The organism is Vibrio sp. IB15, from assembly GCF_016406055.1.
Taxonomy (GTDB): domain Bacteria; phylum Pseudomonadota; class Gammaproteobacteria; order Enterobacterales; family Vibrionaceae; genus Vibrio; species Vibrio chagasii.
In genome coordinates, this window is record NZ_JAEFCE010000043.1 from 24,047 (window position 1) to 45,427 (window position 21,381).

Annotated in this window: 28 protein-coding genes; 22 read left to right on the plus strand and 6 right to left on the minus strand. The window is 43.9% G+C overall.

Translation table 11 applies throughout. From position 1 onward, the window contains the following. The first annotated feature begins 50 nt into the window (after positions 1–50). From JC606_RS15855 to JC606_RS15900, 10 genes are all read left to right on the plus strand, one after another. Entirely contained in the window at positions 51–467 is a 417-nt protein-coding gene (locus tag JC606_RS15855; RefSeq protein WP_198778942.1) for a VOC family protein, read from the plus strand. Positions 468–509: 42 nt separating this feature from the next. After that, positions 510–932 (plus strand): GNAT family N-acetyltransferase, encoded by a 423-nt coding sequence (locus JC606_RS15860; protein WP_198778943.1) that lies wholly within the window; start codon positions 510–512, stop codon positions 930–932. 54 nt (positions 933–986) lie between these two features. Continuing rightward, positions 987–1,568 carry an HD domain-containing protein gene (locus tag JC606_RS15865; protein WP_198778944.1) on the plus strand — a complete coding sequence of 194 codons (582 nt, stop codon included), beginning with the start codon at positions 987–989 and terminating at the stop codon, positions 1,566–1,568. 168 nt (positions 1,569–1,736) lie between these two features. Continuing rightward, positions 1,737–2,150: a GNAT family N-acetyltransferase gene (locus tag JC606_RS15870; RefSeq protein WP_061031371.1), complete on the plus strand. Its 414-nt coding sequence runs from the start codon at positions 1,737–1,739 to the stop codon at positions 2,148–2,150. Positions 2,151–2,217: 67 nt separating this feature from the next. After that, on the plus strand, positions 2,218–2,610 hold the full coding sequence (locus JC606_RS15875; protein ID WP_102423003.1) for a hypothetical protein: 393 nt from the start codon (positions 2,218–2,220) through the stop codon (positions 2,608–2,610). 162 nt (positions 2,611–2,772) lie between these two features. Next, complete coding sequence (locus JC606_RS15880; RefSeq protein WP_137408479.1) at positions 2,773–3,030, plus strand: hypothetical protein; 258 nt, start codon at positions 2,773–2,775, stop codon at positions 3,028–3,030. A 104-nt stretch (positions 3,031–3,134) separates the two neighbouring features. Further along, positions 3,135–4,139: a S66 family peptidase gene (locus JC606_RS15885; RefSeq protein ID WP_198778945.1), complete on the plus strand. Its 1,005-nt coding sequence runs from the start codon at positions 3,135–3,137 to the stop codon at positions 4,137–4,139. A 41-nt stretch (positions 4,140–4,180) separates the two neighbouring features. Next, a complete protein-coding gene (locus tag JC606_RS15890) occupies positions 4,181–4,702 on the plus strand; it encodes a GNAT family N-acetyltransferase (protein ID WP_105057113.1) in 522 nt (173 codons plus the stop codon). A gap of 141 nt (positions 4,703–4,843) precedes the next feature. After that, positions 4,844–5,305, plus strand: a complete 462-nt coding sequence (locus JC606_RS15895; protein WP_198778946.1) for a DUF302 domain-containing protein — start codon at positions 4,844–4,846, stop codon at positions 5,303–5,305. A 228-nt stretch (positions 5,306–5,533) separates the two neighbouring features. After that, positions 5,534–5,758, plus strand: a complete 225-nt coding sequence (locus tag JC606_RS15900) for a hypothetical protein (RefSeq protein ID WP_105057115.1) — start codon at positions 5,534–5,536, stop codon at positions 5,756–5,758. A gap of 88 nt (positions 5,759–5,846) precedes the next feature. On the opposite strand, the gene JC606_RS15905 is transcribed toward JC606_RS15900, so the two are convergent. After that, a complete protein-coding gene (locus JC606_RS15905; protein ID WP_171731877.1) occupies positions 5,847–6,179 on the minus strand; it encodes a PBPRA1643 family SWIM/SEC-C metal-binding motif protein in 333 nt (110 codons plus the stop codon). A gap of 333 nt (positions 6,180–6,512) precedes the next feature. On the opposite strand from JC606_RS15905, the gene JC606_RS15910 reads away from it, so the two are divergent. The 3 genes from JC606_RS15910 (at position 6,513) to catB (ending at position 8,447) form a co-directional block, all read left to right on the plus strand. After that, entirely contained in the window at positions 6,513–6,908 is a 396-nt protein-coding gene (locus JC606_RS15910) for a nuclear transport factor 2 family protein (RefSeq protein ID WP_198778947.1), read from the plus strand. A gap of 86 nt (positions 6,909–6,994) precedes the next feature. After that, on the plus strand, positions 6,995–7,726 hold the full coding sequence (locus tag JC606_RS15915) for a glucose 1-dehydrogenase (protein WP_198778948.1): 732 nt from the start codon (positions 6,995–6,997) through the stop codon (positions 7,724–7,726). Between the two features lie 94 nt (positions 7,727–7,820). Continuing rightward, on the plus strand, positions 7,821–8,447 hold the full coding sequence (gene catB, locus JC606_RS15920; protein ID WP_198778949.1) for a type B chloramphenicol O-acetyltransferase: 627 nt from the start codon (positions 7,821–7,823) through the stop codon (positions 8,445–8,447). 34 nt (positions 8,448–8,481) lie between these two features. Here the strand turns inward: catB and JC606_RS15925 are convergent, their stop codons facing one another. Beyond that, positions 8,482–9,660 (minus strand): BamA/TamA family outer membrane protein, encoded by a 1,179-nt coding sequence (locus JC606_RS15925; protein WP_198778950.1) that lies wholly within the window; start codon positions 9,658–9,660, stop codon positions 8,482–8,484. Positions 9,661–9,774: 114 nt separating this feature from the next. Further along, a complete protein-coding gene (locus tag JC606_RS15930) occupies positions 9,775–10,140 on the minus strand; it encodes a c-type cytochrome (protein WP_137408472.1) in 366 nt (121 codons plus the stop codon). 204 nt (positions 10,141–10,344) lie between these two features. Between JC606_RS15930 and JC606_RS15935 the strand changes: the two genes are divergently transcribed. The 3 genes from JC606_RS15935 to JC606_RS15945 are packed head-to-tail and all read left to right on the plus strand — an operon-like array spanning position 10,345 to position 11,340. After that, positions 10,345–10,596 (plus strand): Rho-binding antiterminator, encoded by a 252-nt coding sequence (locus JC606_RS15935; protein ID WP_105024956.1) that lies wholly within the window; start codon positions 10,345–10,347, stop codon positions 10,594–10,596. Positions 10,597–10,604: 8 nt separating this feature from the next. Beyond that, positions 10,605–10,838: a hypothetical protein gene (locus JC606_RS15940; RefSeq protein ID WP_186171967.1), complete on the plus strand. Its 234-nt coding sequence runs from the start codon at positions 10,605–10,607 to the stop codon at positions 10,836–10,838. Between the two features lie 52 nt (positions 10,839–10,890). Continuing rightward, the gene (locus tag JC606_RS15945) at positions 10,891–11,340 is read left to right on the plus strand and encodes a GyrI-like domain-containing protein (protein ID WP_198778951.1); all 450 of its coding nucleotides are present in this window, start codon (positions 10,891–10,893) and stop codon (positions 11,338–11,340) included. A gap of 81 nt (positions 11,341–11,421) precedes the next feature. Here JC606_RS15945 and JC606_RS15950 read toward each other — a convergent pair whose 3' ends face one another. Further along, a complete protein-coding gene (locus JC606_RS15950) occupies positions 11,422–12,081 on the minus strand; it encodes a glutathione S-transferase (protein WP_198778952.1) in 660 nt (219 codons plus the stop codon). Positions 12,082–12,185: 104 nt separating this feature from the next. Between JC606_RS15950 and JC606_RS15955 the strand changes: the two genes are divergently transcribed. Next, a complete protein-coding gene (locus JC606_RS15955) occupies positions 12,186–14,441 on the plus strand; it encodes a peptidase U32 family protein (RefSeq protein ID WP_198778953.1) in 2,256 nt (751 codons plus the stop codon). Positions 14,442–14,637: 196 nt separating this feature from the next. Here JC606_RS15955 and JC606_RS15960 read toward each other — a convergent pair whose 3' ends face one another. After that, positions 14,638–15,102, minus strand: coding sequence for an acyl-CoA thioesterase (locus tag JC606_RS15960; protein WP_004741007.1), 465 nt, complete (start codon positions 15,100–15,102; stop codon positions 14,638–14,640). A gap of 126 nt (positions 15,103–15,228) precedes the next feature. Further along, a complete protein-coding gene (locus JC606_RS15965; RefSeq protein WP_198778954.1) occupies positions 15,229–17,067 on the minus strand; it encodes an ABC transporter ATP-binding protein/permease in 1,839 nt (612 codons plus the stop codon). A gap of 516 nt (positions 17,068–17,583) precedes the next feature. Here JC606_RS15965 and artP point away from each other — a divergent pair. From artP to JC606_RS15990, 5 genes are all read left to right on the plus strand, one after another. After that, entirely contained in the window at positions 17,584–18,312 is a 729-nt protein-coding gene (gene artP, locus JC606_RS15970) for an arginine ABC transporter ATP-binding protein ArtP (RefSeq protein ID WP_061031351.1), read from the plus strand. Between the two features lie 97 nt (positions 18,313–18,409). Further along, positions 18,410–19,141 carry an arginine ABC transporter substrate-binding protein gene (locus tag JC606_RS15975; RefSeq protein ID WP_102424729.1) on the plus strand — a complete coding sequence of 244 codons (732 nt, stop codon included), beginning with the start codon at positions 18,410–18,412 and terminating at the stop codon, positions 19,139–19,141. Positions 19,142–19,144: 3 nt separating this feature from the next. After that, complete coding sequence (gene artQ / locus JC606_RS15980) at positions 19,145–19,831, plus strand: arginine ABC transporter permease ArtQ (RefSeq protein WP_171367241.1); 687 nt, start codon at positions 19,145–19,147, stop codon at positions 19,829–19,831. Next, positions 19,828–20,496 carry an arginine ABC transporter permease ArtM gene (gene artM, locus JC606_RS15985; protein WP_137408466.1) on the plus strand — a complete coding sequence of 223 codons (669 nt, stop codon included), beginning with the start codon at positions 19,828–19,830 and terminating at the stop codon, positions 20,494–20,496. The genes artQ and artM overlap by 4 nt, the downstream gene beginning before the upstream one ends. A 360-nt stretch (positions 20,497–20,856) precedes the next feature. Then, the gene (locus tag JC606_RS15990) at positions 20,857–21,201 is read left to right on the plus strand and encodes a hypothetical protein (RefSeq protein WP_198778955.1); all 345 of its coding nucleotides are present in this window, start codon (positions 20,857–20,859) and stop codon (positions 21,199–21,201) included. The last annotated feature ends 180 nt before the right edge of the window (positions 21,202–21,381 follow it).

Below are 21,381 nucleotides of genomic sequence, written 5' to 3' on the forward strand. Positions count from 1 at the left end.
CTAAGGAGGGAACATGTCAATTACATCCGACACCCTCAACAAGGTATGTTATGAAACAAAATATTGTCCATATTGCACTTGTCGTAAAAGACTACGATGAAGCCCTAGATTTCTACGTAAACAAACTCAAGTTTGAACTTATCGAAGATACCTACTTACCAGAAGAAGATAAGCGTTGGGTTGTTATTGCTCCACCTAATTCACACGGTGTGAGCTTATTATTAGCGAGAGCCTCCAAGCCCGAGCAATTGGATTTTATCGGCAACCAAGCTGGTGGCCGTGTGTTCCTCTTCTTAAATACCGATGATTTTTGGCGTGACTATGAACGCATGGTGTCTCTGGGAATCAAATTCGTTCGAGAGCCGAAAGAGCAAGCCTACGGAACAGTGGCGGTATTCGAAGACCTTTATGGAAACCTATGGGATCTTCTGCAATTAAACCCAGACCACCCAATGGCAAATCGATAAACCTGAATCTTACAAGCCAACACCAAATAGCACCGGAGCAACATGGACATAACCAAAATTTCAGCGGATAACGTGCTGCCCATTCGTCACCAAGTACTCTGGCCAAACAAACCAATGTCGTTTTGTGCGGTAGAAGGCGAAGAGCATGCCTCGCATTATGGTGCTTATATTGATAACCAATTAGTTTGTGTTGCGTCTGTTTACGTTCAAGGGAAGCAAGCCAGGCTACGTAAGTTCGCTACATTGCCAGAATACCAAGGGCAGGGTGTTGGCTCTAAGGTGATCGCGCACATCATCAAAGATCTACAAGCGGATAAAGTGAGTTATTTTTGGTGTGATGCTCGCACAACCGCTTTGGGTTTCTATCAAAGGTTTGAGATGCAGGTTGAAGGCGTTGAATTCCAAAAATCAGGAGTCTCTTACTACAAGATGTCGGTTCGGTGGGGGGAAAGACGTTCACTGTAACCCTGTGCATCAGTCGTATATCTAAAACATCAATTCAAGTTAAGGAAGCGTATCGTGGAAGAAATCAAAGGCATTTTGCAATTCATGGCTGAAGTGGAAAAGTTGAAGGATGTTCATAGACAAACGAAGCCAGTTGGTCTGGATCGCTATGAAAACTCCGCTGAGCATAGCTGGCATGTCTGTTTGAGTGCTCTGATGTTGAAAGACTACGCGAATGAAGAGATCGATATAACCCGAGTGATGAAGATGCTGCTTATACACGATCTCGGTGAAATCGATGCGGGTGACACGATCATCTATGCCAGTGAAACGGAAGAAAACAAACTTAAAGAGAGAAATTGTGTTGAGCATTTGCTTGAGTCATTGCCGAGCCATCTAAGATCCGAATATTTGGAGCTATGGCTAGAATTTGAAGCGGGTGAGTCACCGGAAGCGAGATTCGGTAAAGCGATTGATAGAGTGCCCCCTTTACTTCATAACATCCATGGCGGCGGTCATAGCTGGAAGAAGCACAATATATCTAAAGATAAGGTACTGACATTTAACGGTGAACGCATTTCTAAAGGCAGCAAGGCACTGTGGAGTGAACTCGAAGTTCAACTTGAAGCGGCCGCCGAACAAGGGTTATTGAAGTAAATTTAAATCCAGATTGCCAAGGGTGATGGAAAAGGAATGACATCATCCACACCTTTTAGGCGCTGATATGCCCTTTAGATTGTGACATTCTCATCAAAATATCTAGGCACTGTTTATTTACACAGTTGTCGTGTGTATTCTCACAGCTCATTAAAAGGAGTAGTAAGAATGGCGTTCAATTACGAAGAGAAAGTCCCTAATCCAGCCGAGTTTTGTGAGATGCGAGTGAAAGCAAAATTATCACCGAAGTCACTGAAGGCAGCCACAATCGCTTTACCAAATAGTTTATACGGCATTTCTATTCGAGATGGTGACCAACTCATTGCGATGGGGCGTGTTGTTGGCGATGGCGCGTGTAATTTTGAAGTGGTTGATGTCGCAGTCGATCCAACCTATCAAGGGCAGGGTTTAGGTAGAAAAGTGATGGAATACATCGACAATTACCTATCGTCTGTTGCACTGGAAGGATCGTATGTTTCCATGATTGCTGATGAACCGGTGTTTTATGAGAAACTCGGTTATAAGCTTGTATCTCCAGCTAGCCAAGGCATGACAAAGAAGTTTCCACCCAAGCGTATGTAATAAAGAATTGTGGCTCTACTATGACGTTATGCAAAGAGCCTCAAGTTTAAAAGGAACACATCAATTAATGAAAAAAAGAATCTTGGCGTTATCGCTGCTTGGTCTATCAAGCAGTGTATTCGCTGACAGTGAATTACCAAGCACTAGTTATGAAATGACCGTTGCAGTGGAAGAGCAATCCCTAAAGCACGACTTTCCATCTGTTAAGTTTGATTACCTTGGCCAGACGCTTACCACGAGCGTTGATGAGTGTTCGTATACTGGAACGCTCTCTGAAGATGACGACAACACGATTCTTCTATCGGCCACGATGTCATGCACTTATGAAAGTGGATCAAGCTACAGTGAGATGCCAGACTTCGTGCTCAAGCATGAGGGTGGTGAAGCGAGTATGAGCTTTGGTGATGGCGAGACTGATATGTGGACATACTCCGTCACAGTTAAGAAGCTCGATTTATAGTTAACCTTCATTAGCAAGTTGACACGTTAGCCATGGCACTCTTGTCGCCTCTTGCTGCGTAACTACATGCCATGAGACGTCGATCAATATAATAAGTTAGATAATCCAACGTTAGATTGTTACTATGCAATCAACTTTATAAATGCGTATTGGTTTATATAAATGATTGATAGTAAGTACATTAAACACCCATACTACTGTGAAAACTGTAACTCAATGACTCCACACCTTGCTATGAGCAGCTCTGTTGAGGAGCAAAAGGAGCAGGCGGAATCAGAAGCAAGGCAGTGGAAAATAGGGATGATGGTGGAGTATATCGTAAACCTGCTCTTTAAAGACGACAAAGACACGCCTGGATTTTTCATAGACCAAGAATATCAATATCAGTGTGAGAAGTGCGGCACCAAGTCATGGCATTGATATTATGAAATTTTGTTTCAGTTGATACCTAACTTTTAGCATCTAAAACTTCAGCTAATAAGGCTCATTATGCCGTTTCCTTTTTGTTATGGAGGACAAAGGAAGTGATTTACCCAAAGGCTTTAAACACCGGTGACAAAATTGGTTTTTTCTCACCGTCTTCCCCTGCGACAGTGTTCGCTCCCAATCGGTTTGCTCGCGCTAAAAATTACTTGGAATCGAAAGGTTTCACCTTAGTCGAAGGCTCATTGACGGGGAAGTCTGACGGCTACCGTTCTGGCTCTATTCAAGCAAGAGCCGAAGAGCTAAACCAACTGATTCGAGATCCTGAAGTTCGCTGCATTATGTCTACAATTGGCGGCAACAATAGCAACTCGTTATTACCGTATATTGATTATGAGGCACTCAAAAAGGATCCAAAGATCATCATCGGTTACTCCGACGTAACCGCATTGCTATTGGCGATTCATGCCCAAACTGGCTTAATCACATTTTATGGCCCGGCACTTGTTGCCTCATTTGGTGAGTTTCCGCCGCTGGTTGATCAAACGTTTCAATCATTCAGTGAGTTGTTGTGCGAGAGTACAAGTCAACATCAATACACCATGCCCAAGGTATGGACGGATATTAAACACGACTGGGAAACTCAAAACTCCGCGAAGCCAGTCTACAACAATGAATGGAAGTTCATCGGCGCAGGAAAAGCCAATGGCAGAGTGATTGGTGGTAACTTGAGTACGATGGCTGGGATATGGGGTAGCCACTATATGCCCGAAATTCTCGACGGCGATATTTTCCTTATCGAGGACTCGTTGAAGGGTATTGAGACCGTAGAGCGCTCTTTTGCGCACCTGTTGGCTTGCGGGGTGTTTGATAAGGTGGGCGCTATCATCTTAGGTAAGCATGAGTTATTCGACAATAAAGGGACCGGACGAACACCACTCGATGTGCTTCTTGAAGTGTTAAAAGGGAAAAGCGTGCCGATATTGTATGGATTTGATAGCTGCCACACTCATCCAATGTTAGTCACGCCACTTGGCGTTCAAGGGAGTATAGACTTTGATAATCAGACCTTTGAGCTGCAGGGACCTTGGGTTACTAACTTCTAGTCTCATCGTGTCTCGGGAATCCATTTGGAGCAAGGAAGTGCATGGAAATCATATCTGAAATTGAAGTAAGTAAAGAGCAGCATCAAGCGATTACCACACTCAGGAACAGTGCATTCCCAGAGCATCAGGTTCAACGCTCATACTACAAACAACTCCCTCATATGCGCGCTCTGAAACACCATGAAGGACAGTTGGTTGGTTATCTTGGCCTTGATTATCGAATGATCAACGTTGGCGGTCATGCTTTTAAAGTTCTAGGTGTTATTGATTTTTGTATCGCCGAGGACGTTCGAGGTAAAGGTCTTGGTTCAACAATGCTTTCTGAACTTGATGCTTATGCAAAGGAGAGGGATGTTGATTTCATTATCTTAATCTCCGAGTTACACAGCTTTTATTCATCGCACGGTTACAACCGAGTCGTTGCCGACCATTCTTGGCTAAGGCTCAATGAGCATCTAAGTTATGGCATCGCGGTCGAGGAAGTTGACGACCTGTATGTCAAATCGATCAGCGGTGTCAGTTGGCCATCTGGGAACGTCGATTGGTTAGGGTACATGTATTAACACTGATAATAGGATGCATTGGAAAGGTGATCCTCTCGTCAAACTGAGTTTATAAACCTGTCTATACTGAGTTAGGTTACGCCACGACGTTAGATGGCGCTATGAATGTAAGTTTGATTAGGTTAAATCTCAGAGGTGACGATGAAAAAATTACTACCACTATGCGCCATTCTACTTTCTGCATCCTTTTCAGTTGCCGCTTCTGATGGTTTGATAAAGTACCAAAGTAATTACTCAGTGAAAGAGACGGCAGACCGTTTTGAAGAAATGGCCAAAAGCAAAGGTTTAACCTTGTTTGCAAGAATCGACCATCAGAAAAACGCGAGTAAGGTCGATCTTGAATTGAGACCAACGGAAGTCATCATCTTTGGTAACCCGAAAGTAGGGACACCATTAATGCAATGCGCTCAAGAAGTCGCGATAGATTTACCGCAGAAGGTGTTAGTCACGGAGGATTCTAATAAGAAAGTATGGTTGTCTTACAACGATCCTAATTACTTGGTAGAGCGTCACGCGATAAATGGCTGTGACGAGGTGATTAAGAAGATTTCAGGTGTGCTTAGTAACTTGTCTGAGGCGACGGTTGCTAAAACGAAATCTTGATTAGGTCGCGCTTAGAACTACGTGCGAAAGAGTAAGAGCTTCACATCATAAGAAGTGTGAGCGAGTTAAACAGCTTTGTGCATAAACAAGTAACTGATTGACTGACTTTTTCACGGTTGCCATATTTGTTATATGCATCTTTGATTCTATAAAATGCCTTGAGATTAATTGAAGCTATGTCATATTCATATATCTTAAGTCTCTGTTACCAATAGGATTATAGATAGGATGTATGGAAGTGAACAAACACGAGCATTTTGTTGTAACTGCAAAGCGCTAACATTGCACAAATACACTTTGTTCAGTAGCCAAGCACAAAAAGCACCACAAGATGAGAAGAAACCAGGCTTGCTGATGCAAATCTTGTCTGGGTTTATTTCCAATGGAGCAACGGGAGATTACAAATGCACTCGATGCGGTACCTACTTAGAGACGCCGGACCATCTAGATTGATGAAGGGTTTGGATAAATAAAAACGGGAAGATCTCAGCGATCTTCCCGTTGTATTTCGTTTTGCTATTGGCAATTCAATTTAGAAGTCTTAAGCGCAGCACTTCTTATATTTCTTACCGCTACCACAAGAACATGGATCGTTACGGTTAGGCGTTTTTTCAAACGTCATTGTTTTTGGCTTGTTTAGCACAGTATCAAGCTCAATCGTGTTCTCTTCTTTCTCTGCGTCTACTGTTACGTTAACGAAGATAGCGTGCTCAGCAGCCAGTGCTTCAACTTCTGCTTTACGAGCTTCAGTTTGAACCATTGCAGAGATTGGAGATTCTTCAGTACCCGCTTTTACATCGCGGTTTACGTTGTAGCCTGCAAGAACGTGGTTTTGTCTTGTTTCGATACGGCCTTTGAAAAATAGTTTCGACATGGGGTACTCATTAAGAAATAGTGTTATTGCGCTCATGTTGATGGCGCATGGAGCGGGGGATTATACGCATATATTCCAATTGATAAAGCTGAGATCCAAACATAGACAGCAATCTTTTTTACACGGTAGTTTCGATCGGTGTGGAGTATTGACAGTAACTTAGTCTGCACGGCTCGCGATGAAAGATAGACGATTCGTAGAATCGAGGCCATGACCAAAAGCATGCGGCCTGACAAGGTTTTAGTATTATTTTAAGCTTGGTATTTGCTGAAGCCTAGATCTACCGTTAATGTGTGTTAGATCAGAATAATAGCGAACATAAAGGACTAGGTAATGACACCAAAAGAAGTGGTATTAGGTTTTTGGGAAGCCATGCGTACCAATGATTTTGCAAAAGCGAGCGAATGGTTGGCGGAGGATTTCCAAGGTTATTGGCCACAGTCATCTGAGTTAACCGTTGGGCGAGATAACTTCACAGCGATCAACTCTGAATACCCAGCAAATGATGTGTGGAAATTCACGCTCAACTCAATTGTATGTGAGGGTGATACTGTTGTTACCGATGTGTCAGTGACTGACAGTGTTCTTAATGACCGTGTGATTACCTTCCATACCGTGGTTGATGGCTTGATCAAAAAGCAAACTGAGTTTTGGCCGGATGGCTTTGCCCCACAAGAGTGGCGTTCGCAATGGGTTCAGTTAGTCAGTCCTGAATCACTCAATCAATAACCTCAAATGCCACAACACGAGCGCACAGTAGCGTACGTGAATAACAACAATCAGATAAATTGAAAGTCAGCAAGTTAGGAGAGTTCATGAACAAGGTCGTAATCGTTACTGGAGGAAGCCGAGGTATTGGTGCTGCAACATCTAAGCTATTAGCAAAACAAGGCTATGCGGTTTGTGTCAATTTCATCCAAAATGAATCAAGAGCTGAAGCGCTAGTTAGCGAAATTAGAGAACAAGGCGGCACTGCTATCAGTGTGCGTGCTGATGTCTCGGTTGAATCAGACGTTAAATCCTTGTTTGAAATTGCACGCAATAAACTCGGGCCTGTGACTCATTTGGTAAACAATGCGGGCATCTTATTCACTCAATCTGCATTAGAAGATATTGAGCTTGATCGCTTTGAAAAGGTAATGAAGTCAAATGTGTCGAGCTGCTTCCTCTGCAGTAAAGCCTTTATCAAGCAAGTGGATGGTGCTGGCTCGATTGTGAATGTATCGTCTGCGGCTTCACGTACCGGAGCGCCATTCGAATACGTAGATTATGCAGCTTCGAAAGGTGCAATGGACTCCCTTACTAAAGGTTTGTCCCTTGAACTGGCGTCAAGAAACATCCGTGTCAATGGCGTAAGGCCGGGTTGTATCTATACTGAAATGCACGCCGATGGTGGTGAGCCAGGAAGAGTGGATAGGTTGGCTTCACAACTTCCGTTGCAAAGAGGTGGCACGCCAGAAGAGGTCGCGAACTCTATCGCTTGGTTATTGTCAGATGAAGCTTCTTATGTGACAGGGTCATTTATTGATATTGCCGGTGGGCGTTAGGATAAGTAAGGCTTTTACGCAAAAATAGAAATTAGTTAGAATCATAGCGCAATAAAGAGTACCCAACTAAAAGAACGAAACTAAGAGTACAAATATGAATAACTATTTTGAAAGCCCATTCGTGGGTAAATCACTTAAAGAACAAGTAACCAACCCAAATATCATCGTGGGTGAGCAAAGTTACTATTCCGGCTACTATCACAAGCATAGTTTTGATGATTGTGCGCGCTACCTGCTTCCTGACCGAACTGATATCGACAAGTTGATCATCGGTAGCTACTGCTCGATTGGTTCTGGTGCCGTGTTTATGATGGCAGGCAATCAAGGTCACCAAAAAAAGTGGGTCAGTACATTCCCATTTTTTTATCAAGATGATGAAAAGTTTGAAGGGGCAATCGACGGCTTTAAACGTTCTGGAGACACTGTGATTGGCAATGATGTTTGGATTGGCACAGAAGCGATGATCATGAGTGGCGTAAAGGTTGGCGATGGGGCCATTATCGCCAGCCGCGCAGTTGTAACCAAAGATGTTGAGCCGTACTCAATTGTTGGTTCTAACCCAGCTCGTCATATCCGCTATCGTTTTAGTGAAACTGAAATTGCGCAGTTGCTAGAAATGGAGTGGTGGGAATGGAATGAAGATCAGATCAAAGGTGCGATGTCCTTGATGTGCTCTTCTGATATCGATGGCTTGTACCAGTATTGGAAGACCTTCGCTTAATATCTTCTGCTTGGTACATTGAACCGTGATTTAGCTAGATACCGGCTCCGACTTGAAAGTAGAGTGCGGTATCTTCTTCGCTGAACGCAATATCAATCCCTGAAATCAGGCCATAACGCCTTGCGATAAGGTATCGGAAACCAACGCCATACGCTGCGTGTGAGCTTTGTTCGAACATATCGCTGTCACTGTCGCCAGCATAACCAATCCCAGTAAACTCACCGGTAGACCAACGTGGCGTCCATTGTTTGCTTACTTGCACCTCTGCCGCAAAGGTATGCTCTCCTTGATAGCGGTTTCTCGCAATACCCCTTAACTGAATGTCTGGATAGTATTGAGGTGAGAGAAAGCGTTCATCAGTCGACAAGGATTTGTATTGTCCGCGCAACGCGAGATTCCATTCCTTGTTGAGTTCCCAATAGTTCAGCCCTTCAAGATTGAACGTTTGGTAGTTGTAATCACTGCCAAGTCCATCGCCAAACCATAGATACTCAGCGACATAGTTATAGCCTTGAGTTGGATTTAGAAAGCTGTTTTTACTGTCGTACTCCGCGATTAAACCTAAGCCTGATGAGGTAGGTGAGGTATTCCCAATATTGTTTAGGATCTCTTGTGCTTTAGGGTGGTTATTGAGTGACAATTTAGGTGCAAAAAACTGTTGAGATAGGCCAACTAACCATGGCGAGTCTTGGATTCTAAATTGAAGCTTTTGTATCCCTCCCATGCCTTTTAAACCAAGCTCGATACCTTCATTTGGATCGAGTGGAGAAAGGGCATTGGGAGAACTTTGTCGGTAGAAAGTCATGTTGATATCGCCATAACCTAAACCACCAAGGTAGCGTATCGAATCCTCTTTCCAGCTGCGCTTGTGACCAATAAATGCCATCCAAGTGCCATTTTCTGTCGCAAAGCCACCGAACGCGGTGATTGCAGGTGTTAAGAGTTGTGCGCCGCCGTCAAGGGACTTCTCCGCCAGTGCTTTGCGTGTGTTTTTCTGCTCTTCTGATTCATGAAGGAAGATACCGGTGAAACCACCACCGTAGCCAACCGCTGGCTCTGTGATGAGAATCGGGACGGGTAAAAAGCCATGGGCATTTTCAGCTAGGTATTCACCCATGTCCAAGTGACCATCGATTTGGTCGATAAAACTCACCGCACCTGCTGTTGTAGAGACCAGCACGAGAGCACTTGTGGCTAGGGGGGTTGAGTTCATAACGTTCCGTATTATTCACTGTCCAATAATTTCAGTTTAATCAATCGAATAGATAGCGCAATAAAACGAACGTTATTAAGTAAGAACTGTGTTTAAACGTGAACCGAATAACAGTTATCGTTGGATTGTCGCTATGTAGTCAAGAACATCAATCGCATCTTGCTTTGTGATAACGCCTTGCCATGCGGGCATACCTTCCTCGATATTGCCTTCTAAAATCTCATCAACCAAGGAGTTCTTTGTCGTAAAGAATTCGCCAAGCTTATTGGGAATATTGGCGGGTTTGCTTGGCAGAGATGCTGTTGTTGGTCCATCACCTAAACCTTTATCACCATGACACGCTTGGCAAAGCTGTCGATATTTGGTCTTGCCGTTGGCGAAGTGGCTCGCATCATTCGCTGTCGCGGCACTCGCGGTGAATGACATGATTGACGCCATTAAACAAAAAATGAAAAGGGCTATGTGTTTGGTGGTTTTCATTGTCTGGTTCTCGGTTACTACTGAACAATGAAAGCATAAGCAAAGGTGAGTAGAAGAAACGTGAATAACAAAAGTGGGACTATGATTAAAACCATGATCATCTGGTGTATGGCTGTTTCAATGTGATATGAGTAAATGATTGATTATAAACAGTTTGCATAGAATGGTATGTCGCATTAGTGTGGTGGATTAATGGGAGGCATTATGATTAGTTGCAGTGATTACGATTATATTGAAATTGTGTGTATGCACAGATACCCAATTAAGCTCACTTTACGTTCTGGCGAACAGGTCGAGGGTGTTGCATTAGATACCCAGCGTAACCAAGACAAAGAAGAATGCATTAAGCTAAGTGTCTCTGGTCAAGAACAACTTGTTGTATTGACGGGAATTACTGAATTAGAAGTGTGTGTCGACAACCCTCATTTTAAGCAAAAATCTTTCAAAACGTCATAGGGTGACATATGAGTAATTCAATAGAGCAAAGCTACTGCACATCTTGTCGTGATCGTACGCAACACGTTGTTGTTTTGGTTAGAAAGGAAAGTGCATTTGCAGGCAAGCCAAACCAAAAGCGGCATGAATTTATCGCAGGCGTAATTAAAGGATGGTTTCTTGGTCCTTTTATCGCCTCTATGGATGAGTTTTCTCGCCATGTTGTTTGTGAAAAGTGCGGACACAAAGAAATCCAAGATTAGAATCGATTTGGCTTAATCGTTGATGTATTAAAATGGCTTAGGAAATAGAAGAGTGAAAGAACAAATATTAGAAGCGGTAAAGGCATATGGTTTTTCGGTAAGAACCAACAATACCGACGAGGTTGATCCAGCAAAGGCAAAAATAGGGCAATTGTGGCAAGGCTTTTTCGAACAAGCTTTCCCTAAGCTGACCCCAGACTCAAAGGTATACGGCGTTTACACCAACTACGAGTCAGATTTTACGGGTGACTTTGATGTGATTGCTTGTACCAATGCGCTTACTGATAACGACATTGACCAATTGGTCGAAACAAAAATTGAACCTGGAAAATACCTGACGTTTTCGGCACAAGGCGAATTCCCACAAGCGGTGATCGATTTGTGGGGAGAAGTATGGGCGTATTTTAACGCGCCAGATTGCCCACATACACGAACGTACACAACCGACTTTGAGCTGTACAAAGGCGAAACTGAAGTCGAGATATCAATTGCGATTCAATAATCTTTGAGCACTGATATATCCTGTAAAAGTTAATGAAATAAAAGAGCCGCTCGGTTTGAGCGGCTCTTTTGCTATTTGGAATTATCCAAAAAGACAATCTTGCTTGGTGTCATTCCATAATGGGTACTGTTTCATTACTTGGGTATAAAGTTTACTTTCGAGGTGCGATCGCAACCAACGCCCGACGTTCTGGTATTCAGACTGCACAAACCATTTCTTTTCTACTCTTACAAACTGGCTCACGAATGGCATTACGGCAAAGTCGGCTAGGCTAGGGAAATCTCCAAACAAATAGTCATGGTGGGCGAGCTTAGCCTCAAGTTCGCTGATAAAGGCTTCGCACAAGTTCCTACGTTGCTCGATGTCGTCATTACGATAGCGAACAGAAGCGCGATACTTCTCTAAGTGACCAATAAACTCATTGTCATTTTGTTGAATGAGCTGGTGGATTTGCTCATTGAGTGAAGGGTTACTCGAACGAAGCAGATCTTGAGGATCGTTTTGTTGAAGCGCCCACATCATCACATCTAAGCTCTGCTCAATAACCTTTCCATCGGATAACACTAAAACTGGAACTGTACCTTTTGGCGAACTGGCCAATAGTTCACTAGGCTTGTCTTTGGTGACGATTTCTCTTAGTAGTACTTGTTGTTTCGATAAGGCGATGCCCATTCTTCCACGCATTGCGTAAGGACAGCGACGAAGAGAGTACAGGACGGGTAGAGCTGAAGGATTAGGCATTGTTGAGGTCATTGAGTTTGAAAAGTGTTGTACAGTGGTAAACAGATCGTGATGTGGGTAGAATACGCGGCTTAAAAATTATAAGTAAGTGAGCGACTTCAAAAATGAGCAGAAAAATTGAGTTATTAGCCCCTGGTGGCGATGTAGAAGCGATCAAAGCAGCCATCGTAGCCGGAGCAAATGCAGTTTATTGCGGTTTAGATACCTTCAACGCTCGTAACAGAGCTTCTAACCTGTCGTTAGATGAGTTGAACGGGGTAATCCGCCTTGCTCATGAATACGGTTGTGAGATCTTTCTAACGCTTAACGTTGTGCTGCTGGAGCACGAAACGAAGAGCATCACTAAGCTATTAAACCAGCTGGTGAACACAAAGGTAGACGGCATCATTGTCCAAGATTTGGGCTTGTTTAACTTAGTGAAGAAGCACTTCCCATCATTAGATGTTCACGCTTCAACTCAGCTAACCACACACAACGAAGGTCAGATTAAGTTCCTGTCTAAGATTGGCGCATCGCGCGTTAACTTGTCGCGTGAGTTGAACCTGCCTGAAATTAAAATGCTGACCGAAGTCGCACACGGCCATGATGTACTAACAGAAGTGTTCGTACATGGCGCGTTGTGTATCGCGTTTTCGGGTCAATGTTACTCAAGCTCAGTAAGTGTGGGTAACTCAGGTAACCGCGGTCGTTGTAGCCAAGCATGTCGTGATGAATATGAAATCACCAATGCGGGTAACCGCTTCCCACTGAACCTAAAAGACAACTCTGCCTATTACGATTTGCCAGAACTGGTAGACGCAAAGGTAGACTCGCTTAAAGTCGAGGGTCGTATTAAAGGCGCACACTACGTTTACACAGTGGTAGATACGTGGCGCAAGCAGATCGATAGCTTTGTACAAGAGGGTTTGTTGCTTGAAGACGATTCTAACCTACACAAAGTGTTCAACCGTGAATTCACGAACTCTTTCCTTAAGGGCAACCTAACGAAAGACATGTTCATCGATAACCCTCGTGATAACAGCATTAACTATGCGGTTGAACAGGCGAAAGAGAAGAACAACGAAATCTCAGTGGTTCAGATTCAAGAAGCGACAGTACAGCTGCATGAAGCGAAAGATGTACTTGGCGACGAAATGCGTGACAAGATTAAGTTCCTTGATATCCGCAAAACGCCGGTTGCTATGTCTTTCAGCGCAAAAGCAGGTCAGCCATTTACGGTGGCAGTGAAGACAGAAAAAGAGAATTTCACCCTGCAATCTAAATCGCTGCTTACTGCAACAGAAGAAAAAGCGATCACTCAAGAGCTACTTGAGAAGCGATTCAAAAACGTGAAGAGTGCGGTTCACACACTAGAAAGCCAAGATTTCAGCGAAGTGGACCCTGGGCTAGTGATTCCGTTGAAAGAAGTGTCTGACCTTAAAGACGAAATTGACTTCATTCTAAACGGTTCTGTTGAAGTGATTAAGCACGTTGAAGTGCCAGCACTACCACAGCACCCTAAAGTGAACGAGAAGCCGACTATGTCGATGCTTATCGCTGACGTTGCAGACTTGCACCTATGTGATGTGACGGACGCGGACGTTTACTTCAAGCTCCCAGAAAGCTTTAAGAAGCGTTGTAACAAATACATCGATATCTTAGCGGCAAACCCACGTTTGATTCCGTGGTTCCCAGCAGTATTGATTGGTAAGGACTACGACGAAGCTGTTCGTATTCTTGAAGTCGTTAAGCCTGCTCGCATCGTGACTAATAACACGGGTATGGCATACAAGGCTTACGAAATGGGTATCGAGTGGGTTGCAGGTCCATTCATGAACACGACAAACTCTCACGCACTAGTGACGCTTAAAGAGGAGCTAAACTGTGCGGGCGCGTTCATTTCGAACGAGATCAACAAAGGTCAGATTCGTCATATTCGCCGCCCAGAGAACTTCAAACTGTTCTACAGCATTTACCACCCAATCTTGATGATGACTAGCCGCCAATGTTTCTTCCAAAGAACAGTAGGCTGTAACAAACCAAGCATCGAAGCAGGTTGTATGTTGAAGTGTGAGAAAGCGACCACGATTACTAACGTAAAAGGTATCTCGTTCGCGGTTGATAAACAGAAGGGTGGCTACCCAAGCATTTACAACCATGAGCAGTTCCTAAACCATGACGCTGTAACGGATTTCTCTGGCCTGTTTGACGAATTCTTTATCGACCTAACCAACATTGGCGCGGGTTCTAAAGAAGTTCAAGACAAGGTAGAGCTGATCAAGCACTTCGAAGGTTTAATCAACGGCGTTGAAGGCTCACAACAACACCTAGAGCAACTTGTCGAGATTCGTACTAACGCTCAGTACGTTCAAGGTTTATAGGGTCCAAGGTTTATAGGGTTAAAAGTCTATAGCGGTAAAGTTCTTTAGGGTTCGCGGCTATAGGGGGGGAAGGTTTATAGCTCTCAATACCTATATCCCAAAGCTAATAGGCTCAAAAAACCAAACAAAAAGCCACTCAAACGAGTGGCTTTTTCTATATCTGAGGTTTCTAATTCGGTCTGAATTAACGAGTCGTTTATTCCGCTACTGCTTCTTGTTTGAAGCATGGGCTTTTTAGCGTGTTCATTCGCTCAATTTCACTGGTTAGACGCAGTGACAGCAGCGCTTTTTGGTTCGATGCAAAGTCAAACATCACGATAGTCGCGGTACCGACAGTCGTAAGCTTTTGCTGCGCTTTACTGACGATCGCGTATTCCATAGTAAAGCGGTCGTCTTGAATGTCGGTGACTCGTGAACCCACCATCAAAGTATCAGGGTAGGTGACAGGTCGGAAATATTTACAATAAGTGTCGCCAAGAACAGGACCAACCTTAGTGATTGCCATCTCTTCCATCAGTTCTACGTGCTTAAAGAAATCTAAGCGAGCGGTTTCGAAGTAACGAAAATACACAGCGTTGTTGACGTGATTGAGTGCGTCCATTTCTCCCCAAGCGACTGGGATTTCTGTTACTACCGGGTAGTCAGATAATAATGCTTCCATGCGAACTCTCTTATTGTTATTTATCCTTCATTGGAATAAAAACCCTACCGCTAATTTAACAAAACTGCAACACGTGTGATTTAAGTTTTTGAAGCCAGAAATCACACGTTGTCAGAGGCTTGGCTGTTAGCTACTAACTGGTTCGTCACTCAGGTGTTTGAATTGGAGTTCAACCAAGCGTTGGTATAGTTCACAGCTATTGATGAGCGACTGGTGGTTGCCGATGTCTACAAGCTGTCCTTGATCGAGCACCGCAATTTGGTCTGCGTGTTTGATTGTTGATAAACGGTGGGCGATGATGATCGTCGTTCTGCCGCGCATTAATTCTTCCAATGCTTGCTGAACATGATGCTCACTTTCGCTGTCTAGAGCGCTTGTTGCTTCATCCAGTAGTAAGATGTTGGGATCTTTCAAGATGGCACGCGCGATGGCAATACGCTGACGTTGACCACCAGACAGCCTTACGCCGCGCTCTCCTAGGAAACTCTGGTATCCATCTGGTAGGTTCTGAATAAACTCGTGAGCGTGCGCTTTTTTCGCCGCTTCAATCACTTGCTCATCAGTCGCTTCTGGGTTGCCGTAGCGAATGTTATGGAACACATCGTTACTGAACAGAGCGGGTTGTTGAGGAACAAGCGCCATCTGCTTTCTTAGTTCGTTCGGGTCAAACTGATTGAGTTTCACGCCACCTAGCGTCACTTTACCCATTTGAGGGTCGTAGAAACGTTGCAGCAATTCAAATAGGGTGGTTTTACCTGCACCGGATGGGCCAACTAACGCCAATACTTTACCTTCGTGCGCGGTTAACGACAGGTTGCTTGTTGCTGGTTGATCAGGTCTAGACGGGTAACAGAAGGTCACATTATCAAAAGCGACTTCTGGCGTTAAGTTATCGAGCGATGTTGGATTCTTGACTGGGGCAACGATGTGGCTTTCCACTTGCAGAATCTCAATTAAACGCTCGGTGGCACCTGCCGCACGTTGCAGTTCGCCCATCACTTCAGAAATTGTCCCTAGGGATGAAGCGACCATAATCGCGTAAAAGACAAATGCAGCCAGATCGCCGGCGGACATGGTGCCGTTGATAACATCAGTACCACCCACCCAAAGCATGCCTGCAATCGCACTGAACACGATAACAATCACGCCAGAGATAAGAATCGCGCGCTGTTTTACGCGTTGACGACCAATTTCATAAGCCTTTTCTACTTCAAGTGCGAACGACGCTTTCTCTTGGGCTTCTCGGCTGTAGCTCTGCACGGTTTTGATGTGCTCAATCGCTTCTCCCGCATAAGAGCCAACATCTGACATCGAATCTTGGCTTTTACGTGATAGCGCTCTTACGCGACGCCCGTAAACCAAAATTGGAATCAAGATAAACGGCACCGAAGCCAGCACGATAAGCGTGAGTTTAATGTTGGTGGCAAACAACATGATGATTGCACCAAGGCACATTAGCGCGCTGCGCATCGCCATCGAGAACGAAGAGCCGATGATACTCTGAAGCAGGGTGGTGTCTGTTGTGATGCGCGACATGATGTCGCCACTGCCATTGGTTTCAAAATAACTCGGATGAAGTGTCACAACGTGATTGAAGACGGATAAGCGGATATCCGCGCTTACACGTTCACCAACGGAAGAAACCAAATAGAAGCGGAAGAAGGTACCAATAGAGATCAATACCACCACGACCATGATGAATTGGATAGCGCTACCTAAGTCTGATAACGATTGTTGGCTAAAACCCTGGTCAATCAGAAGGCGAATACCGTGTCCCACAGAAAGGGTTAAGCTCGCCGTGAAGATCAAAGCGATCAGAGCTGCAATCACGCGGCCTTTGTAAGGTTGAATAAATTTAATCAGCTCAAGCAAAATGCTGAGGCTTTTCTTCTCTGGTTTTGATTCTGGATTCTGTTGAGCTTGTCGCTGAGTTGCCTCAAGCGTAGAAGAGACATCGTTTTGCATATGATTGCCTTAGTGTTTGTCGCTTTAAGAATAGATGACTGGTTACTTGTAATACGTCTTGTTCGCTGGCAAGTGCTAGTTATTGAGAATAGATGCCATTAAAGCATTTATTGGAGCGTAACGCTTCCTAGGAAACTCAATTTTCTATAACTCGTGTGCATTCGATGCGTACGTGGAAAGCTAAACAAAAGGAAAATTAAGCACACTTATTCGCTGCTGTCAGAGTAATAATAGGGTGGTTATCCCTGATTTTTATTCAGGTGTATAGGTTCAATTAAGAGTCTACTACCTTCGCTTATTAAGTGGGTTTGGATTTATAAAAACGTTTGCTTTTTGGTGTCATATTCTAGTTTTCAATAGCTTGGATGAAAAGAGGTATGAGCAGTTAATGAGGCTGTTTTTTGCGCAGTATTTGTTACAAAAATTCAACAAATTAATTTTTTATACATTTTTCTTGCATAAAAGTTCAGTTTAAATAGAATAACCAACAAATGACAATTAATGCAGTAATTTGGCATGAGTATTCAAGTAAAGAGCATCAACAAATCATACGGCGATATCCAAGTTCTTCACGACATCAGTTTTAACTGTGAGAGTGGCGAAACCTTGGTACTGCTTGGCCCAAGCGGCGCCGGTAAGAGTTCACTACTGCGTGTTTTGAACCTGCTAGAAATTGCTGATAACGGTGAGCTAGACATTGCGAATGAACAATTCGATTTTTCTAGCCAGATCCAAGAGAAGCAGGGGCTGAAACTTCGTCGTAAAGTCGGCATGGTTTTCCAACAATACAACTTGTGGCCACACATGACGGTAATGGAAAACTTGATTGAAGCACCAACTAAGGTTGCAGGCCTAGATAAGCAAGAAGCGATCAATCAAGCGCAAACAGTTTTGAAAACTTTACAGCTTGCAGACAAAGCAGACGCTTGGCCGTTACAACTATCTGGTGGTCAACAACAACGTGTCGCGATTGCTCGTGCTCTTATGATGAAGCCGGATGTATTGCTGTTTGACGAACCAACAGCGGCTCTTGATCCAGAGATCACTAACCAAGTAGTTAGCATCATTAAAGAGCTAAGCGGCACTGGAATTACTCAGGTGGTAGTGACTCACGAAGTTGACTTCGCCAAGAAGATTGCGAGCCACGTTCTTTACCTTGAAAAGGGGTACATCGTGGAACACGGCACCAGCGACGCATTTATTAATCCGCAGACTCCAGAGTTTGCTGAATATTTGACTCACTAAGTCACTGACTAGATTTACCTAAACACAACATCGATTAAAACAATCAAATTATAAGAATGGCCACAGGCCACTATCACAATGTATTCGGAGTAACAAAATGAAAAAGATTCTACTAGCTTCACTTATCGGTCTTGCTTCTTTCAATGCAGCAGCTCAAGAAGAAATCAAATTCGCAATGGAAGCGACTTATGCACCATTCGAATACATGGATGAGAACAACCAAATCCAAGGCTTCGACGTCGATCTAGCAAACGCACTTTGTGAAGAGATGAAAGCAACGTGTACTTTCCACAACCAAGCATTCGATAGCCTGATTCCAGCTCTTAAATTCAAACGTTACGATGCGGCTATCTCTGCAATGGACATCACTGAAGCACGTCTTCAACAAGTAAACTTCTCTGACGCTTACTACGACAACTCTGCAGCATTCATCTCTATTGAAGGCAAAGTAGCAGACCAAGCAGCACTAGAAGGCAAGCGTATCGGTGTTCAAAACGGTTCTACTCACCAAAGCTACCTTCTTGAGCAACTACCAGGTGTGACAGCAGTACCTTACTCAAGCTACCAAGATGCATTCATCGATATGAAAAACGGTCGTATCGATTCTGTATTCGGTGACACAGCGGTAGTCGCTGAATGGTTTAAGAAAGAAGACAACCTAACGTACGTTGGCGACCAAGTAACAAACCAAGAGTACTTTGGTAACGGCTTTGGTATCGCAGTAAACAAGAGCAACCCAGAGCTAGTTGCACAACTGAACACAGCACTTGCAGCAGTTAAAGCAAACGGCGAGTACGACAAGATCTTCAACAAGTACTTCGGTAAGTAATTTATGGAATTAACGGGTTACTCTTTAGGGCTCGTCGAGGCAAGCTGGATGACTATTCAGCTTGCATTCGTAAGCCTATTGGTTGGATTAGTTCTAGCGGTAATGTTTGCAGGCGGAGAAATGTCTCGTCGTGTTGCAATCAAATGGCCGACAACCGCGTTCGTGACAATCGTACGTGGTCTACCAGAAATCTTGGTGGTTTTGTTTATCTACTTTGGCTCAACACAAGTGCTCTTCATGATCACTGGTGACTTTGTTGAAGTTAGCCCGTTCTTATCTGGTGTTGTTGCGTTGTCACTTATTTTCGCTTCATACGCTTCACAAACTATTCGTGGTGCATTGAAAGCGGTAGGTAAAGGGCAGAGAGAAGCGGCGAGTGCATTAGGTATTCCACAATCTCACGCATTCTTCAGAATTGTTTTGCCACAAGCAGTAAGACACGCACTACCAGGCTTAACGAACCAGTGGTTGGTTCTGTTGAAAGATACTGCATTGGTTTCTCTGATTGGCGTCACCGATCTACTGAAGCAAGCGCAGTTAACATCAGCAGCAACGCACGAAGCATTTACTTGGTACGCAACGGCGGCAGCTATCTACCTAATCATCACATTGATCACGCAAAGAGCAGTAAAAGTGATTGATGGTAAGTTCTCTATTCAGGGGTTGGGTAACAAAGGGGCAATGGCATGAATCAACAATACCTCTCTCAAATGCTTGAAGGTTTAACGACCAGTCTTCAACTCACCGGCGCGTCACTGCTTGTTGGTTGTATCTTGTCGCTACTGATGACGGTAACACTGATCCTAAGATTACCTGCGATTCACTGGGTAACACGTGGCATCATTACCTTGTTCACTGGTACACCATTACTAGTTCAGATCTTCTTGGTGTATTACGGCCCAGGTCAGTTCGATTGGATTCGTGAAAGCTTCATGTGGACATGGCTCAGCCAACCTTGGTTCTGCGCAATGTTGGCATTGGCTTTGAACACGGCGGCATACAGCACGCTACTGTTCAGAGGCGCATTCAATGCGATTCCTGCAGGGCAGTGGGAAGCATGTCGTGCACTAGGTATGGACAAAATCACGACGCTTAAAGTGCTTCTGCCATACGCATTACGCCGTGCCGTTCCAGCTTACTCAAACGAAGTGATTCTAGTCTTCAAAGGCACATCACTAGCAAGCACCATTACCATCATGGATTTGATGGGCTACGCTCAGCGTATTAACGGCCAAACGTACGACACACTGACTGTGTTCGGTATCGCTGGTGCATTCTACCTAGCAGTAAACGGCATTTTAACACTTATCTTCCGCCAAGTAGAAAAGAAAGCCCTCGCATTTGAAGCGGCGTAAGCTAGCCAGTCAAAAGCTTAACTAACGTATAAAGCCTGCCATTTATGTTCGCATAGATGGCAGGCTTTTTTGTGTTTTCAACATAGCTCGGAGGGCTGTGGACACATACAGTGCGAGGCGGGTTTAGCTAGATTCATAACATATGGAAATATTCTGTATTTTGTTATTTGATATGCCTATCTATGTTTTAAGTCACTGAAATAATGTAATAAATCGTGCTAGATTGCTATGCATATGAAACTAGATAGAATGATCCTGTATTTAAATGAAGAATTTTTCGATCTAATAGCTGTTATGCATTAGAGGACTTCAATGGATTTAGAGTACCAAAAAGCTTGCAACAAATACTCTGTAAGATATATGAGTAATTCGAAGTGGTTTAAGTTGTTTGCAGCTTGGGCTGATGCTGGAATTGAGGTAGAAGTATCATATTGGAGGTTTATTGACTCTGAGCATGAAGAAGTTCACTGCTTACCCAAAAGCTATGACTTACTGCCACATGGGTTTGCAGACGGTAGGTTTCAACCATTCGAATACAAGTGGATATTGTCAGTAGCTATCCCACAGAATTATAGACCAAAATCGAATGTAGCATTTGAACGTAGCCAAGATGTAGAGCACCTTAAATCAATAGCTAAAGAATTGGGTCACTTTCCAATCTTTGATCTCGAGAATGGTATCGAAGTTAGAGGCTACGAAGAATAATGCATAACAAATTGTTCAAGAGTGATTCGGCACGCGTGGCATTTTTACTATGCGTTGGTTTTAGTGGTTAAGGTGTTATGCGGCGGCTTCGGTATTGCGTGCCTCACACCTTAACAAGGCGTTGTTATGACCCCCACTGTCAATTAAAAACGTAGAAGTTTCTGCTCCCTCATTTCAGAG

Bases quoted from the DNA above. Each gene is read 5' to 3' on its own strand.
- JC606_RS15935 (WP_105024956.1), top strand. From the start codon at position 10,345: ATGATTAGTTGCAGTGATTACGATTATATTGAAATTGTGTGTATGCAC.
- JC606_RS15855 (WP_198778942.1), top strand. From the start codon at position 51: ATGAAACAAAATATTGTCCATATTGCACTTGTCGTAAAAGACTACGAT.
- JC606_RS15895 (WP_198778946.1), top strand. From the start codon at position 4,844: ATGAAAAAATTACTACCACTATGCGCCATTCTACTTTCTGCATCCTTT.
- JC606_RS15930 (WP_137408472.1), bottom strand. From the start codon at position 10,140: ATGAAAACCACCAAACACATAGCCCTTTTCATTTTTTGTTTAATGGCG.
- JC606_RS15990 (WP_198778955.1), top strand. From the start codon at position 20,857: ATGAGTAATTCGAAGTGGTTTAAGTTGTTTGCAGCTTGGGCTGATGCT.
- JC606_RS15925 (WP_198778950.1), bottom strand. From the start codon at position 9,660: ATGAACTCAACCCCCCTAGCCACAAGTGCTCTCGTGCTGGTCTCTACA.
- catB (WP_198778949.1), top strand. From the start codon at position 7,821: ATGAATAACTATTTTGAAAGCCCATTCGTGGGTAAATCACTTAAAGAA.
- artP (WP_061031351.1), top strand. From the start codon at position 17,584: ATGAGTATTCAAGTAAAGAGCATCAACAAATCATACGGCGATATCCAA.
- JC606_RS15955 (WP_198778953.1), top strand. From the start codon at position 12,186: ATGAGCAGAAAAATTGAGTTATTAGCCCCTGGTGGCGATGTAGAAGCG.
- JC606_RS15965 (WP_198778954.1), bottom strand. From the start codon at position 17,067: ATGCAAAACGATGTCTCTTCTACGCTTGAGGCAACTCAGCGACAAGCT.
- JC606_RS15860 (WP_198778943.1), top strand. From the start codon at position 510: ATGGACATAACCAAAATTTCAGCGGATAACGTGCTGCCCATTCGTCAC.
- JC606_RS15960 (WP_004741007.1), bottom strand. From the start codon at position 15,102: ATGGAAGCATTATTATCTGACTACCCGGTAGTAACAGAAATCCCAGTC.
- JC606_RS15950 (WP_198778952.1), bottom strand. From the start codon at position 12,081: ATGCCTAATCCTTCAGCTCTACCCGTCCTGTACTCTCTTCGTCGCTGT.
- JC606_RS15975 (WP_102424729.1), top strand. From the start codon at position 18,410: ATGAAAAAGATTCTACTAGCTTCACTTATCGGTCTTGCTTCTTTCAAT.
- JC606_RS15915 (WP_198778948.1), top strand. From the start codon at position 6,995: ATGAACAAGGTCGTAATCGTTACTGGAGGAAGCCGAGGTATTGGTGCT.
- JC606_RS15870 (WP_061031371.1), top strand. From the start codon at position 1,737: ATGGCGTTCAATTACGAAGAGAAAGTCCCTAATCCAGCCGAGTTTTGT.
- JC606_RS15900 (WP_105057115.1), top strand. From the start codon at position 5,534: ATGTATGGAAGTGAACAAACACGAGCATTTTGTTGTAACTGCAAAGCG.
- artM (WP_137408466.1), top strand. From the start codon at position 19,828: ATGAATCAACAATACCTCTCTCAAATGCTTGAAGGTTTAACGACCAGT.
- artQ (WP_171367241.1), top strand. From the start codon at position 19,145: ATGGAATTAACGGGTTACTCTTTAGGGCTCGTCGAGGCAAGCTGGATG.
- JC606_RS15875 (WP_102423003.1), top strand. From the start codon at position 2,218: ATGAAAAAAAGAATCTTGGCGTTATCGCTGCTTGGTCTATCAAGCAGT.
- JC606_RS15905 (WP_171731877.1), bottom strand. From the start codon at position 6,179: ATGTCGAAACTATTTTTCAAAGGCCGTATCGAAACAAGACAAAACCAC.
- JC606_RS15890 (WP_105057113.1), top strand. From the start codon at position 4,181: ATGGAAATCATATCTGAAATTGAAGTAAGTAAAGAGCAGCATCAAGCG.
- JC606_RS15880 (WP_137408479.1), top strand. From the start codon at position 2,773: ATGATTGATAGTAAGTACATTAAACACCCATACTACTGTGAAAACTGT.
- JC606_RS15910 (WP_198778947.1), top strand. From the start codon at position 6,513: ATGACACCAAAAGAAGTGGTATTAGGTTTTTGGGAAGCCATGCGTACC.
- JC606_RS15940 (WP_186171967.1), top strand. From the start codon at position 10,605: ATGAGTAATTCAATAGAGCAAAGCTACTGCACATCTTGTCGTGATCGT.